The 13,842-nt window shown below is 66.3% G+C and carries 12 protein-coding genes; 4 read left to right on the plus strand and 8 right to left on the minus strand.

Features of this window, described 5'->3' with window-relative positions; genetic code table 11:
• Nucleotides 1-6 precede the first annotated feature (6 nt).
• The 4 genes from U1R88_RS27380 to U1R88_RS27395 all read right to left on the minus strand — a co-directional run bounded on the left by U1R88_RS27380 (nucleotide 7) and on the right by U1R88_RS27395 (nucleotide 6,007).
• Entirely contained in the window at nucleotides 7-2,130 is a 2,124-nt protein-coding gene (locus U1R88_RS27380; RefSeq protein WP_322434108.1) for a hydantoinase B/oxoprolinase family protein, read from the minus strand.
• A gap of 10 nt (nucleotides 2,131-2,140) precedes the next feature.
• Entirely contained in the window at nucleotides 2,141-4,237 is a 2,097-nt protein-coding gene (locus tag U1R88_RS27385) for a hydantoinase/oxoprolinase family protein (protein ID WP_322434109.1), read from the minus strand.
• Nucleotides 4,238-4,467: 230 nt separating this feature from the next.
• The gene (locus U1R88_RS27390) at nucleotides 4,468-5,463 is read right to left on the minus strand and encodes a LysR family transcriptional regulator (RefSeq protein ID WP_322434111.1); all 996 of its coding nucleotides are present in this window, start codon (nucleotides 5,461-5,463) and stop codon (nucleotides 4,468-4,470) included.
• A gap of 115 nt (nucleotides 5,464-5,578) precedes the next feature.
• The gene (locus U1R88_RS27395) at nucleotides 5,579-6,007 is read right to left on the minus strand and encodes a MarR family winged helix-turn-helix transcriptional regulator (RefSeq protein WP_322434112.1); all 429 of its coding nucleotides are present in this window, start codon (nucleotides 6,005-6,007) and stop codon (nucleotides 5,579-5,581) included.
• 91 nt (nucleotides 6,008-6,098) lie between these two features.
• Between U1R88_RS27395 and U1R88_RS27400 the strand changes: the two genes are divergently transcribed.
• The 4 genes from U1R88_RS27400 to maiA are packed head-to-tail and all read left to right on the plus strand — an operon-like array spanning nucleotide 6,099 to nucleotide 9,113.
• Nucleotides 6,099-7,175: a cupin domain-containing protein gene (locus U1R88_RS27400; RefSeq protein ID WP_322434113.1), complete on the plus strand. Its 1,077-nt coding sequence runs from the start codon at nucleotides 6,099-6,101 to the stop codon at nucleotides 7,173-7,175.
• Entirely contained in the window at nucleotides 7,175-7,735 is a 561-nt protein-coding gene (locus U1R88_RS27405; protein WP_322434114.1) for a maleylpyruvate isomerase N-terminal domain-containing protein, read from the plus strand. The genes U1R88_RS27400 and U1R88_RS27405 overlap by 1 nt, the downstream gene beginning before the upstream one ends.
• Before the next feature lie 32 nt (nucleotides 7,736-7,767).
• Entirely contained in the window at nucleotides 7,768-8,469 is a 702-nt protein-coding gene (locus U1R88_RS27410; RefSeq protein ID WP_322434115.1) for a fumarylacetoacetate hydrolase family protein, read from the plus strand.
• Nucleotides 8,466-9,113 carry a maleylacetoacetate isomerase gene (gene maiA / locus U1R88_RS27415; protein WP_425545490.1) on the plus strand — a complete coding sequence of 216 codons (648 nt, stop codon included), beginning with the start codon at nucleotides 8,466-8,468 and terminating at the stop codon, nucleotides 9,111-9,113. Before U1R88_RS27410 ends, maiA begins: the two co-directional genes overlap by 4 nt.
• A 93-nt stretch (nucleotides 9,114-9,206) precedes the next feature.
• On the opposite strand, the gene U1R88_RS27420 is transcribed toward maiA, so the two are convergent.
• The 4 genes from U1R88_RS27420 to U1R88_RS27435 all read right to left on the minus strand — a co-directional run bounded on the left by U1R88_RS27420 (nucleotide 9,207) and on the right by U1R88_RS27435 (nucleotide 13,829).
• The gene (locus U1R88_RS27420) at nucleotides 9,207-10,883 is read right to left on the minus strand and encodes a GMC family oxidoreductase (protein ID WP_322434116.1); all 1,677 of its coding nucleotides are present in this window, start codon (nucleotides 10,881-10,883) and stop codon (nucleotides 9,207-9,209) included.
• Nucleotides 10,883-12,235: an MFS transporter gene (locus U1R88_RS27425; RefSeq protein ID WP_322434118.1), complete on the minus strand. Its 1,353-nt coding sequence runs from the start codon at nucleotides 12,233-12,235 to the stop codon at nucleotides 10,883-10,885. Before U1R88_RS27425 ends, U1R88_RS27420 begins: the two co-directional genes overlap by 1 nt.
• Before the next feature lie 278 nt (nucleotides 12,236-12,513).
• Nucleotides 12,514-12,951 (minus strand): MarR family winged helix-turn-helix transcriptional regulator, encoded by a 438-nt coding sequence (locus U1R88_RS27430; protein ID WP_322434119.1) that lies wholly within the window; start codon nucleotides 12,949-12,951, stop codon nucleotides 12,514-12,516.
• Nucleotides 12,952-13,034: 83 nt separating this feature from the next.
• Nucleotides 13,035-13,829 carry a class II aldolase/adducin family protein gene (locus U1R88_RS27435; RefSeq protein WP_322434120.1) on the minus strand — a complete coding sequence of 265 codons (795 nt, stop codon included), beginning with the start codon at nucleotides 13,827-13,829 and terminating at the stop codon, nucleotides 13,035-13,037.
• Nucleotides 13,830-13,842: the final 13 nt, after the last annotated feature.

Here is a 13,842-nt window from a genome sequence, read left to right on the forward strand (position 1 = left end):
ACAGTCTCAGGCGGCAGCGCCGAGCTGCAGCGTGACCAGGGACGGCTCGTCCTTGCGCACGACCTCGGCTTCAAGCAGGGTGCCGCAGGCGGTGCAGACATGTTCGCGCAGCTCGAGATCGGCATGGGTGCGGATATGCGGCCCGTAAGATTCCGGTTCCACGTGATAGCTGCGCACCTTCTCCTTCCAATTCGCCTCCACTGGGCCGAGGTCGCAGCCACAGCCGCAGGCAAAGCGCCCGTCTGCGATAGTGAGCTCGCTTTGGGCCGCTGCCCGCGTGGGCGCGGTGCCGGCCAAGCGCCGGACGCGGATCGCGGCCCGGGCTTCCTCGGTGGCGTGCCTGTCGATGGCGCCGTTCGCGATCACTACGCCATATTGGGCGGCCGCGGCAGCGGAGCTGACATGGCCGTTGACGATATCCCTAAGCACCGCGTCGGGATCGCGCAGCAGGGGGTCGCCATAACCGCCGCCGCCCTGGAAGGCATAGCCGAGCACGTCATGCGAAGTGAGGCGCATGCGGCCGGGCTTGGGGCCGAGCTCTTCGACACCGGCCGTCAGCAAATCGTCGAGATCACCGGCGAGACCGGCCAGGACCGCCGGATCGCCGGCGTCGCGGCGGATGACGTTCCGGCCGCAGGCGCCGGGCAGGCCGCCGAACTGGCCGATGGCATTGGGCACCTCCACGCCATGGCCCAGCATCATCGCCTGCAGGGCATCTGTGCCATAGGGCGCGATGGCGAGGGCGGCACCGGCACCGCCGCGCTGGCGGCCGGGCCCGCCGCTGTCGGGCACGAAGGCGCGGAAGAGATAGAGCAGGGGGCCGTTCGCCTCATTGGCCTCGACATTGGCGATGGCCGGCCGCGGCACGCAGAAATCACCGGAGCCGTCGAGGCCGTCATGGTCGGGGAAGGCACCGCCTCCGCCCGCCGTGGAGTCGAGCAGGAAGGTGCCGAAGGGCGCGCCGTCCCGGTCTCGGCCGGCCAGCGTCATCACCATCATGTGGCCCTTGGTGACGGCCTGGCTCTCGCAGGCATGCGCGGGCGAGCAGGCCACCATGCGCGACAGCGCAGAAACCACCACGTTCTGGACGATCCAGGCTGTGGAGATCGTGCCCGAGGAGATCGGGGCCGGCCAGGAGGCGTTGCACAGGATGCCTTCCGGAGCCACGAAATCGACGGCGCGGAGAATGCCCTCGTTCCAGCGGATGCGCGGCGCCAGGATGGGCAGCAGGCCGGTAAGCGCGGCGCCGCGCATGCCCGAGGCCGTACAATTGATGAAGCCGGGCGCCTGGGGCGAGGTGCCGGTCATGTCGAGGGTGAGGCGATCGCCCTTCTTGGTCGCGGTCACGCAGACGCGGTAGAGCACGTTCTCGTGGCCGTCATGCTCGATATAGTCGCGCGCCCGGAAGACGCCGTCGGGCAGGGCTGAGAGGACTTGGCGGATCTGGCGCTCGGAACTGGCGATCTCCTCGGCCATGATGGTCTCGACAGTGTCGCCGCCATAGCGGTCCATCAGTTCGACCAGCCGGCGGGCCGCTACGGTGTTGGCCGCGATCATCGCCTTGAGGTCGAGCCCCAGGACATGGGGCAGGCGGGTCATGCCCATGATCATCTGCCACAGATCCTGGCGCAGCACGCCGTTCTCGACCAGCTTGATGCCCGGCAGCAACATGGCTTCCTGCTGGATCTCGGTGGCGCCGATGGCCCAGGAGCCGAAGCTCATGCCGCCGACATCGAGCTGGTGGGCGCAGGAGCCGGCCCAGGCGACATGACGGCCGTGATGGAAGATCGGAGCCACGATCGAGACGTCGGGCTGATGGATGGCACCGCGATAGGGATCGTTGAGGATGAACATGTCACCTTCCCGGATGCCCGGATTTTCCGCGAACTCGGCATTGATCGAGCGGATCACCGAGGACATCGTGCCGGTGTGGAACAGCACCTGCGGGCCCATGGTGACGATGGAGCCGTCGGCGAGATAGAGGCCGTTGTTGAAGTCGGTCGCCTCGGTCACCACCGGTGAGCCGGAGACCGATTTGAGCGTGATCGCCTGTTCCTCGGTGATCGCCTGCAGCTTGTTGCGCACGACCTCGAAGGTGATGGGATCGATGGCGTTGTCAGTCGTAGACATGGTGGTCTTCCTAACGCTGCTCGATGGTGATGTTGCTGGTGGCGTCGAGCCGGGCGATCTGGCTGGCCGCGACGAAGACCGAGGTCTCGGGATGCTCGATGACGGCAGGGCCGGGGACCGTGAAATCCATCGGCAGCTCGCGCCAATTGTAGACGGCGCACTCCATCCATTCGGCGGCCACGGGCTCGAAGATGCGGCGCTTGCCGACCGTCGGCTCGGACGAGGGCGCCGTGAGGGCGATCTCCGGCCGGCGCGCCTTGCCGAAGGCCTCGACACGGATGTTGGTCAGCTCGATGCCGGCCTCCCTGAAGGCCGATCCCTTGCCATAGGTCTGCTCGTAGACGGCCTCGAAGCGTGCGACGAGGTCGTCCAGCGTTGCGTCGGCGATCTCGCCCGATGGCACGGGAATGATGAGGTCGTTGGTCTGGCGGCGATAGCGCAGGTCCGCCGTGCGCACGAGTTGGATGTCCTCTTCCGCGACGCCAGCCCGGCGCATGGCATCGAGGCATTCGGCTTCGAGGCTCGCAAAACCCGCCGCGATCTCGGAGGCGACCAGGCCGTCGGCCGGGGCGCGGGACCCGCCGCCTGCCCGCATCAACAGCGACTTCTCGACCGCGAATTGCAGGTCGGCGGCCAGAGCCCCATAGGCCGAATGCGCCATGGACGTGACCGGCACCACCATCTTGGGCACGCCGAGCTCGGCGCCATAGCCGGCGCAATGGACCGGACCGGCTCCGCCATAGGCGAAGATCACGAAATCGCGCGGATCGTGGCCGCGGCCGATGGTGACCTCGCGCAGCGTATCGGCCATCTGGGCATCGACAATGCGGCGTATGCCGGCGGCCGCCTCCTCGGTGGTCAGGCCGAGCGGCCTGGCGATCTGTTCCTCGATCGCGGCTGAGGCCGCCGCCTTGTCGAGTTTCATCTTGCCGCCGAGAAAGGTCTGGGGGTCGATGATGCCGAGCACGACATCGGCATCGGTGACGGTGGCGAGCGTGCCGCCCCGGGCGTAGCACACCGGTCCCGGCCGGGCGCCGGCACTGTCGGGCCCGACGCGCAGCTGCCCGTCGACGACGCGGGCGATGGAGCCGCCGCCGGCGCCGATGGCGCGGACCTCGATCATCGGAGTGGCGATATGGAAGCCGCCCGCCTCGTGATTGGTGGACATCAGCGGCTTGTCGTCGACCACGATGGCGACGTCGAAGGAGGTGCCGCCCATGTCGGTGGTGATGAGGTTGCGATAGCCCAGCTTCTTGGCCAGGTGTACCGAGCCCATCACGCCACCGGTTGGGCCGGAGGTGACCAGGGTCACCGGCCGGCGCGCGGCCTCCGCGACCGGCATGACGCCGCCGGCCGAATTGAGGATGGAAAAGGCGCCCTTGAAGCCGCGCTTCCTGAGCATCTGCTCGATGCCGTCGAGATAGGAGACCACCTTGGGGGCGAGGTAGGAATTGAGCGCGGCGGTGGCGGTGCGCTCATATTCGCCGATGACGGGTGCTACTTCGCTCGACAGGCTGACATAGGCGCCCGGCGCTTCCTCGCCGATGATGCGGGCGGCGATGCGCTCATGCTCGGGATTGCGGAACGACCACAGGAAGGCGACCGCGAAGGTCTGGACGCCCTCGCTCGCCAGGGAGCGAACGGCCGCCCGCACCTGGTCCTCGTCGAGCGCGACCAGCACCTTGCCGGCATGGTCGACGCGCTCGCGGATCTCCCGCACCAGATGGCGCGGCACGATCGGCTGCGGATAGCGCCGGCGCGAATACCAGCCGAGCCGGTCGACCGGCACCCCGGCGGTGAAGCCCATCAGGCGCTGGATCGCCAGCGTGTCGCCGAAGCCTCGCGTGGCGATGAGGCCGGTGCGGGCGCCGTCGCGCTCGATCACCGCATTGGTCGCCTGCGTCGTGCCATGGCCGAAGGCGACCACGCGGGCCAGCAACTCTTCGCCCGTCATGCCGCGCTGCGCGGCGGCATCCTGCACGGCGTTGAAGACGCCGACCTCCAATTCGCCCGGCGTGGACAGGGCCTTGGTGGTGACCAGGCCTCCCTCTTCGTCCAGGAGGACGAGGTCGGTGAACGTGCCGCCGATATCGACACCTAGAAACATGGACTTCCTCCCAGCTTGATACCGGGTGATCCATGGCCGAGCGCATGGGTTCGCCGCATTGGAAATGCGGCTGGAACTGCGCTCGAAATCGGATTCTTTCCCGGTGCGGGGCTTTCATTGCCCGCGAGCATGGATCGAGTTTTACGCCCGGGATTTGCAGCAATCCAATATATAATTCACGGTGATACATAGCCAAATGACTATGCATGGACGGCAGCGCCAGCCTGCATTCACGGCGCCATGGGAGCCTCGAAACTTGGCACCCGGCCATCCACGACGGCTCCGCGCACGAAATCCATCAGCCGCGACTGGAACCGCGAGAAACTCTTGCCCCGCTTGTGGATCAGGAAGACGGGCACGGGCAGGTCCAGGCCGGGTGTCGCGACCTGGCGCAGCAGGCCCCGGGCGAGTTCGTCGCGTACGCAGCTCTCCAGTACGAAGGCGATGCCGGCATGATGACGCACGGCCTGCTTCATGGCTTCGGGATGCCCGAATTCGAGCACGACCTCGCGATGCCGGATGCCATGGGCATAAAGCGCGTCCTCCTCGAGTTCGCGGCGGACCTGCTGGCGCGGCGAGGAAATGAAGGGCAGCTTCGCGATGGTCTGTGGATCGGCGCTGTCGCCGACCAGGGTGCTGTCGGCGGCAACCACCAAGACCAGCTGTTCGGTCCACAACTTCTCGACGCCGAGGCCATCGACATCGTGCCGGGGATCGAGAATGCACAGCCCAAAATCGCAGGAGCCGTCTCGCACGCTGGCGGTGACGAATTGCGGGTTGGAAACCTGGACGGTGATGCCCCCCTCGCGCACGGTCCGGCGAAAGGCAGCAAACATCGGCGGCAGCACATAGGAGGCGACGGTCATCGAAGCAGAGACCACGGCGCTGCCGGCTTCGCCGTCGCCAGAGAGCGCCAATTCGCGCTCCAGTTCGCGTGTCCGGGTGACGATGTCGCGAGCCCAGGCCTCGACCCGGATACCTTCCCGCGTCAGCACCAGGCGTCGTCCGCTGCGCTCGAACAGCTTGGCGCCGACCTTGTCCTCGAGGAAGCGCAGATGCGCGCTGACCACGGGCTGGGCGATGCGCAGCCGCTCGGCCACGCGGGTGACGCTCTGCAGGTCGCAGACCATGCAAAAGATCTCGAGTTTATGGAGCGTGGCCTGGGAGGCGAACAAGCGTTGAGCGCCATGTCCTTGGGCGGGTGGAATCGTATCGGTGCTCGGCATTGGAACTTTTCCCGCTCACGATCGGCTCTGGATGGCTATGAATTCAACCATGTATGAACCTGCTGGCACAGCTTAGCTCGCAGTCGACGCTAGCATTCCTCATCGAGACAGGCGCTCAATCTGGCGGCTTGCAGACCTTGATAATGAGAGCCATGAAGTCGTCTCGCTCTTCAGGTGACAGCGAGCCGAGAATGTCCGCCTGAATCTCGATTACCAGGGGTCGCACGTCGGCGAGCAGGGTCTTGCCGCCTGTGGTCAAAGTGAGCGTCCGGGCGCGCCGGTCGGTTTTCTTGACGACGCGGCGGATCAGATCGCGCGCCTCCAGCCGCGAAACGACATCCCCGATGGTCACCTTGTCCATGTCGACCAGCATGGCCAGCGTGGCCTGGTCGATCTCCGGGTTTTCTTCCAGCACGGACAGCACCGCGAATTGCAGCTGGGTCAGGTCGAAGCCGGCTTCCTGGGTCTTCTGCGTGAAGGTCGCGACGGAAAGCTGGTGCAGCCGCCGGATCAGGTGGCCGGGAAGGTGATGGATGAATGCCATGCCCGTTTCCTATCAGCGCGTGGCGGCGGCGACAATCATTGACAAAATCCAATTAGTAAGTATACGTACTATTTAATTGGGAGGAACGACAATGGCGAATGCGATGCAGCCCGAGGACACGCCGGCCCTGCGCAAGCTCTATGCCGACTTCAGGGACCAGCACCTCAATCCGCTCTGGACCCAGCTCGGCGACCTGATGCCGCGCCACCCGCGTCCGAAGGCGGTGCCGCATGTGTGGAGATGGGCGGATCTCTTCCCACTGGCCCAGGCATCGGGAGCCCTGGTCCCGGTTGGCCGGGGCGGGGAGCGCCGCGCCATCGGGCTCGCCAATCCCGGCCTCGGCGGCGAAGCCTATGTCTCGCCCACGCTGTGGTGCGCCATCCAATATCTCGGCCCCAAGGAGACGGCGCCCGAGCATCGCCATTCCCAGAATGCCTTTCGCTTCGTGGTGGAGGGCGAGGGGGTGTGGACGGTGGTCAATGGCGATCCCGTGCGCATGAGCCGGGGCGATTTCCTGCTGACGCCGGGCTGGAATTTCCATGGCCATCACAACGAGACGGACCAGCCGATGGCCTGGATCGATGGCCTCGACATTCCCTTCTCCTACCAGAACGATGTCGGTTTTTTCGAATTCGGGTCCGAGCGCGTGACCGACTACGCCACGCCGCGGTTCTCGCGCAGTGAGCGGTTGTGGTGCCACCCGGGCCTGCGCCCGCTGTCGGGGCTGCAGAACACTGTTTCCTCCCCGATCGGCGCCTATCGCTGGGAATATACCGACCGTGCGCTCACCGAGCAGCTGTTGCTCGAGGAGGAGGGGCAGCCGGCGACGGTGGAGCAGGGCCATGCGGCGATCCGCTACGTCAACCCGACCACGGGCGGCGACGTGATGCCGACCATCCGCGCCGAGTTCCACCGCCTGCGCCAGGGCGCCGAGACGGCGGTGCGGCGGGAGGTAGGTTCCTCGGTGTTCCAGGTCTTCGAGGGCCGCGGCGCCGTGGTGATGGGCGGCGTCACGCACAAGCTCGAAAAGGGAGATATCTTCGTGGTCCCCTCCTGGGTTGCCTGGTCACTCCAGGCCGAAAGCCCGTTTGACCTGTTCCGCTTCTCCGACGCCCCCATCATAGAGCGCCTGAATTTCGACCGCGTGCTGGTCGAGAGCGGCGACTGATGGGCGAGCTCGATGCTGCCCGCCGGGCCTTGCAGGAGCGGCAGGGGGCCGGCGCGCGCTATGATGCGCCGGAAGCGCCGGCGGATGCGCTGCGGCTGGCTAGGCTGGGCACGGCCTATTTCGCCCGCAGGCTCGGCGAACTGAACGATGCCGCGCTTTCCGCGCCCTGCCGGGTTCCAGGCTGGACCCGCGCGCATGTGATCTGCGATGTCGCCTATCAGGCGCGGGCGATCAGCCGGCAAGCCGAGGCGGCGACGGCAGGCGAGGCGATCCCGCCTTTCTATGACGACGAGACCGCGCGGATCGGGGAGATCGAGCTTGGCGCCACGCTGCCTGCCCGGGCGCTGCGTCATCTGTTCGAGCACGCAGCCGTTCATCTCAACGTGGTCTGGCGCGATTTGCCGGGTACGGCCTGGGATGCGCTCGCGCCCGACGCCGACGGCTTGCCGCGAGCATTGCGCGCCACGGCGATGGAGCGCGCGCGCCGTCTCTGGCGCGGCGCCCTCGAACTCGACAATGGAGCACGATTGCGCGACTTGCCGCCCGGATTGCAGGGCTGACGGTTGCCGATATCACAGCAAAGGATGATCCGATGACGACAGCAAACCTCTTTGCCTCTCCCGCCTGGCCGACGGTGCCGGTGAAAAGCGAGACCGCCCTCTACCCGGTTCACCGCATTTTCTGCGTGGGCCGCAACTATGCCGCCCATGCCGCCGAGATGGGCGTCGAGGTGGACCGCGAGACGCCGTTCTATTTCACCAAATCGGCGCTGACCACCGAGCGCAGCGGGGCGACGACGGCCTACCCGCCGGGCACCGCGAACTTCCATTATGAGATGGAGCTGGTGATCGCCATCGGTGCGCCGGTCTTCAAGGCCGATCGGGTCGCCGCGCAGAAGGCAATCTATGGCTATGCCTGCGGCCTGGACATGACGCGCCGCGACCTGCAGCTCGAAGCCCGCGCCAAGCAGCGCCCCTGGGATCTCGGCAAGGATGTCGAGCAGTCGGCCGTGTTCTCCGCCATCACCAAGGCCGCCGATTTCGCGGCCATCGGGCCGCAGCGCATCCATCTGGCGGTGAATGGCGAGGTGAAGCAGGAAGCCCGTCTTGACGACCTGATCTGGAAGGTGGACGAGATCGTCAGCCATCTTTCGCATTATTACCACCTGCAGCCGGGCGACTTGATCATGACGGGTACGCCGGCCGGCGTCGGCGCCGTGGTGGCCGGCGATGTCATCACCGGCGGCATCGATGGGCTCGATCCGATCGAGTTGACGATCGGGGCGGCGGAATGATCCGCTTTCATGGCTATTTCCGCTCCTCTTCGGCCTATCGCTGCCGCATCGCCTTCAACCTCAAGGGCGTGGCCTATGATTTTGCCTCGGTGCATCTGCGCAAGGATGGCGGCCAGCAGAAGGCGCCGGCCTTTCGCGCCCTGAACCCGCAGGCCCTGGTGCCGGCGCTGGAGGAGGGGGATTTCCGCCTGACCCAGTCGCTCGCCATCATCGAATGGCTGGACGAGACCCGGCCGGGACCGAAGCTGCTGCCCGGGGATGCGAATATGCGCGCCGAAATACGCGCCTTCGCCCAGATCATCGCCTGCGATGTCCACCCGCTGCAGAACCTTCGCGTCCTCGATTACCTGAAGGCCAATTTCGCCGCCGACCAGGCAGCGCTCGATGCCTGGTGCCAGCGCTGGATCGTCGACGGCCTGGCCGCCTGCGAAGCCCTGCTCGCCCGCCGTGCGCCCTCGACCTTCTGTTTCGGCGAGGCGCCGACCCTGGCCGATATCTGCCTGGCGCCGCAGGTGTTTTCAGCCCAGCGTTTTGGCGCAGATCTCTCGGCCATGCCAAGGTTGCGTGCTGTCCACACCGCCTGCGAGGCGCTGCCCGCTTTCGCAGACGCCCATCCCGCTAGGCAGCCCGACCGGGAGGCCTGACTTGCGTGAATGAGCAAGACGATTCAGGTTCTCAATAATGGACTGATCAATCAGGAAACGGCGATGCTGCGCAGCATCGCCGTTTTCGTTTCGTCATGCGGCCATGGTTTGGCCCTGCATGTCGTCGGCACGCGCCAAAGCGGGCCTGCCGAGCATCATGTCGGCTGCCTTCTCCGCGATCATCATCACGACAGCGTTGATGTTGCCGCCCACCAGATCCGGCATCACCGAGGCATCGACAACGCGAAGCCCCTCCACGCCGGCGACCCGCAACTGCCCGTCGACGACGCGCCGCGAGTCCTCAACCCCGCCCATCCGGCAGGTTCCGGCCGGGTGGTGCACGGTCACCGAGGTCGCGCGGATGAAGGCGTCGAGGGCTTCATCGTCCTGGGCGGCGAGGCCCGGCGCATTCTCCTCGATGATATGGGGTGCCATAGAAGGCTGGTTCATAGTCCTGCGCAGGATGCGCAGCCCCTCGCGCAGCGTATCGCGATCCTGTTCCGAGGTCAGGAAATTCGGCGTGATGCGCGGTTTCGCCGCCGGATCGGCCGAACTGAGCGTGATCGTGCCGGTGCTCTCAGGGCGCAGCAGGGCAACCCGGCAGCCGAAGCCATCCGGTACCGGGGCGCTGAACGGCGGAAGATAGGGCCGGGCGGGGAAGGGCGCGGCCAGGAACAGGAATTGGATGTCGGGCGCCGGCAGGTCCTGCCGGGTCTTCAGGAAGGCGGTCACCCCGATCGGCACGTCGGAAGCAAAGCCGTCCCGGCGCAGCAGGGATTTCAGCATGGCCAAAGCGAGCCGGTCATAGCGCATTTCCTGCTGGAACCAGCTCGGGCTCTTGCGCCGGTAGCTCGCCATCACCGAAAGATGGTCCTGCAGATTGCCGCCGACGCCGGGGCTGGCGATCTTCACCGCGATGCCGTGCCCGGCCAGCTGGGTGGGATCGCCGATGCCCGAAAGCATCAGCAGCTTGGGCGAATTGATCACGCCGGCGGCCAGCACGACCTCGCGGCGCGCCTGGGCCAGCTGGGTACGGCCGCCCTCTGTGAAACGAATGCCGGTTGCGCGGCCATCCGTCATCTCGATCCGGTCGGCACGGGCACCGACGACGACGCGCAGGCTCTTGCGACCGAGAGCCGGGCGCAGATAGGCGGTGGCGGCGCTGTTGCGCCTGCCGGCATGGATGGTTTCCTGGATGTAGTCGAAGCCTTCCTGCTGCGCGCCGTTATAGTCCGTCGTCACGGGATAGCCCGCCTGCCGTCCGGCTTCGATGAAATCGGCCAGGATGCCGTCGCGATAGCGGGTGCGCTGGACGCGCAGCGGGCCGGCGTCGCCGCGGAAGGCGTCGCTGCCGCCCTCCCAGGTTTCGGAGCGGCGGAAATAGGGCAGCACGTCGGCATAGGACCAACCGTCGAGGCCCGATTGCGCCCAGCGGTCGTAGTCGCTGCGGTGGCCGCGTACATAGGCCATCACATTGATGGAGGACGAACCGCCGATCACCCGGCCGCGGGCACATTCGATGCCGCGGCCGTCGATGCCGGGAGCGGGCTCCATGAAATAACCCCAGTCATGCAGGCGTTGCGGGAAGATCTTGCCGATGCCGACGGGGATGTGGATGAGGGGATCGCGGTCCCACTGCCCGGCTTCGAGCAGCAGCACACTGGCGCCGCCCTCCGTCAGGCGGTTCGCCAGCACGCAGCCGGCCGAACCGCCCCCAACCACGACGAAATCATAGGTGCCGGCATCCTGGATTTGGGTTTCGCCGGCCATCAGGATGCTGCCTTCAGTTCGGAAGCCGGCGGCGCCGGCCGGCGCGAGAGCCACATCTTGAACAGCAGGGCGAAGATGCCGCCGATGACGGCCGCTACCCCTGCGCTGACCATGATCTGCCCCGGCAAGGCGCCCACGGCAAGCATCTGGCCGGCAAAATAGGGCGTGCAGACCTGGCCGAACCGCCCGACCGCCATGCTCAGGCCGACGCCGGTGGCACGGATGGCGGTGGGGTAGATTTCGGCGGCCATGGCGATGGCGCCGGCCGTGCCGATGCCGAGGAACAGGCCGACGAGGCCGATGCACAAGGAGGCTGCGGGCACGGATGCCACGCTGTAGCCCAGGCCGACCGTGGCAGCGGCCCCGAGGATGAAGGCCGGCACCATGGTCGGGATGATGCCGAACCGCTCGATGCAGCGGCCGGCAACGGCTTGTCCGAAGAAGGCGCCGAGACCGTTGAAGGCGACGACGAAGGCGCCGTCCGCCGGCGAGATGCCGTTCATGCCCATCAGGGACGGCGTCCACAGCACGGTGAGGGTCAGGACGCCCATGCCTGTGAAGAAGGGACCCCAGAGAAGGAGCGTACCGAGCGCGAGTCCCCCACTGAAAACCGAGCCGAAGGAGGCGCGTTCGGTCTTGTCGCCATCGGCCGTCAGCACGGTGCCCTCGGGGAGGGAAGCCACGCCCATGCGCTGGAGAATGCGGCGTGCCCCAATCGTGTCGTTGCGCCGCGCGATCAGGAATTTCAGCGATTCCGGCAGCCAGATTGCCAGGATGACGGCAATCGCCAGCGGCAGCATGCCGCCGATATAGAAAATCATCTGCCAGCCGAAATGCTCGATCAGCCGCGAATTGATGAAGGCACCCGCCATCGCTCCGAGCGGGAAGGAGGACCACATCAAGGTCACGCAACTCGACCTGTGGCGCTCCGGCGTATATTCGGCGGTCAGCGCGATGAAGCAGGGCGTGGCGCCGCCCAGGCCGATGCCGGCGAGGAAACGGCAGAGCATCAGGCTGTCGAAGGATTGGGCGGAGGCGGTGAGCAGGGTGAAGACGCCGATGAGCACAGCGGCGATCACCAGCAGGCGCTTGCGGCCGACCCTGTCGGCGATGGCGCCGAAGCCGATGGCACCGAGGGCAGCGCCCAGCAGACCGGCCGAGAAGACGGGACCGAGTTGGGGGATGGTCAGGCCCAGCGATTTGGCGATGAACGGTGCCGCCACGCCGATCGATTGGGTATCCATGCCATCGAAGAAATTGATCAAGCCGCACAGGGCGATCACGGCGATCTGCAGCCTGCTGATCGGCTTTTCGTCGATCAGCCGCGAAACGTTGAGCGAGGGGCTCGCCATGTCTTGTTTCCTCCCCGAATGGCCGGCTGTCATCCGTGAAGAGATCCGGCCGGGATCCTTATTGGCTTCTTGTCGAAGTCGAGCGGGCGTGGCCCCGCGATTTGCCCTGGCCGCCTCTTCGGAGGGTAGCCAGGAGGGCGCGCCCGTTCGATTTTTCAATTTAGTACGTATACATATAATCTGTATACTGTCAATAAAATCGGCCGCCGATATGAAGGTCGATTGGGCGTTCGCCGGACGGTCGGATGCCGCGCTTCCTCACCGTCCGAACGCGCAGATCAGGGGGGCGTGTTCTCGTTGTGGAGGCTGACCAGCTCCGTGAGCAAGCGCATCATCGTCGCGCGGCTCTCCGGCGGCAGCGGCGCGAGCAGGCGCTCCTGCACGCGATGGACAGCCGGCTCGACATCGCCCAGGAGCTTTTCGCCGGCCGGCGCGAGATAAAGCAGCTTGGCGCGTTTGTCGGTCGGGCTGGCCCGCCGCTTTATCCATTTTTTTGCTTCGAGGCGCTCGAGCACGTCGCCGATGGTCGAGCGGTCGAAGGCGATCAGGCTCGACAGCCGCGTGGCATCGAGGCCGGGATTGGCGCGGATGGTGAACAGCGCCGCGAACTGCACCGATGTCAGATTGAAGCCATCGCACTCCTCGGCGAAGATGCTGCTCGAAATTTGCTGCGCGCGCCGGATCAGATGTCCCGGCATGCCATAGAGCTCTGTCATCGAATGCTACCCAGTTTTCGCGGGACGATAGTTAAATCATCGCCCGCGGCAAATCAAAGCAGCCCGCCGGCCGGACTCGGAACTCAGCCTCTGGTGCGGCGCGCTTTCGCCTGCTCGACCCAGAGGTCCCAGGGCCGATGCACCTGCGCCTCGATGTTCTGCGCAGCCGTCCGGCTCTCGCCCTCGCTGAGATAGGTGATCTCGCCGAGCCGGCTGGCTTCGAGCTGGTAGCGGGCATTGAGCTCGGCATAGACAGCCCGGTAGACCGCCTGCGGCAGCGACTGGGCGACGACCGTCGAGCCATGGCCGCGCATCAGCACGATGTCGCTGGCGTCGAACTGTTCGGCGAGGGCGCGGCCGAGCGCGTTGTTGGAGATGAGCAGATCGGTGCTGTCGCCGCCGGCTTCGCGAATCTCGAACACGGGGGCAGCCTGGCCTATGAAGCCGGCCATGTGGAACAGCGCGCGCAGCCTCGTGGACTTCGACACGCTCAGGGGCACGATCGCGTGCGAATGGCTGTGCACCACGGCGATCACGTCGGGGCGGCGGCGATAGATCTCGCCATGGATGAAGCGCTCGAGATAGACCCGGCGTCCCTCGGCGTTGACGGCATCGCCATCGAGCGTGAACTCGATGATGTCCTCGGCGGCTACCCGGCCCGGCGCCATGTTGCGCGCCAGCAGGAAGCGATCCGGACGGCGATCGTGACGCACGCTGACATGGCCGAAGGCATCGACGACGCCCTGGTCGAACAGGATGTGATTGGCGTTGACCAGGTCCTCGATAAGGGCAGGCGAGGGCGCTACGCCGGCTCCCGCCTGGTCGGCGACGACGACGCCTGCGGCATCTTCGGAAGCGTGGGATTTATCGACACACATGGGAAGGTCCTCG

It is taken from the genome of Labrys sedimenti (genome assembly GCF_034424805.1).
GTDB classification, from domain to species: domain Bacteria; phylum Pseudomonadota; class Alphaproteobacteria; order Rhizobiales; family Labraceae; genus Labrys; species Labrys sedimenti.

Bases quoted from the DNA above. Each gene is read 5' to 3' on its own strand.
- U1R88_RS27380 (WP_322434108.1), bottom strand. From the start codon at position 2,130: ATGTCTACGACTGACAACGCCATCGATCCCATCACCTTCGAGGTCGTG.
- U1R88_RS27385 (WP_322434109.1), bottom strand. From the start codon at position 4,237: ATGTTTCTAGGTGTCGATATCGGCGGCACGTTCACCGACCTCGTCCTC.
- U1R88_RS27390 (WP_322434111.1), bottom strand. From the start codon at position 5,463: ATGCCGAGCACCGATACGATTCCACCCGCCCAAGGACATGGCGCTCAA.
- U1R88_RS27395 (WP_322434112.1), bottom strand. From the start codon at position 6,007: ATGGCATTCATCCATCACCTTCCCGGCCACCTGATCCGGCGGCTGCAC.
- U1R88_RS27400 (WP_322434113.1), top strand. From the start codon at position 6,099: ATGGCGAATGCGATGCAGCCCGAGGACACGCCGGCCCTGCGCAAGCTC.
- U1R88_RS27405 (WP_322434114.1), top strand. From the start codon at position 7,175: ATGGGCGAGCTCGATGCTGCCCGCCGGGCCTTGCAGGAGCGGCAGGGG.
- U1R88_RS27410 (WP_322434115.1), top strand. From the start codon at position 7,768: ATGACGACAGCAAACCTCTTTGCCTCTCCCGCCTGGCCGACGGTGCCG.
- maiA (WP_425545490.1), top strand. From the start codon at position 8,466: ATGATCCGCTTTCATGGCTATTTCCGCTCCTCTTCGGCCTATCGCTGC.
- U1R88_RS27420 (WP_322434116.1), bottom strand. From the start codon at position 10,883: ATGGCCGGCGAAACCCAAATCCAGGATGCCGGCACCTATGATTTCGTC.
- U1R88_RS27425 (WP_322434118.1), bottom strand. From the start codon at position 12,235: ATGGCGAGCCCCTCGCTCAACGTTTCGCGGCTGATCGACGAAAAGCCG.
- U1R88_RS27430 (WP_322434119.1), bottom strand. From the start codon at position 12,951: ATGACAGAGCTCTATGGCATGCCGGGACATCTGATCCGGCGCGCGCAG.
- U1R88_RS27435 (WP_322434120.1), bottom strand. From the start codon at position 13,829: ATGTGTGTCGATAAATCCCACGCTTCCGAAGATGCCGCAGGCGTCGTC.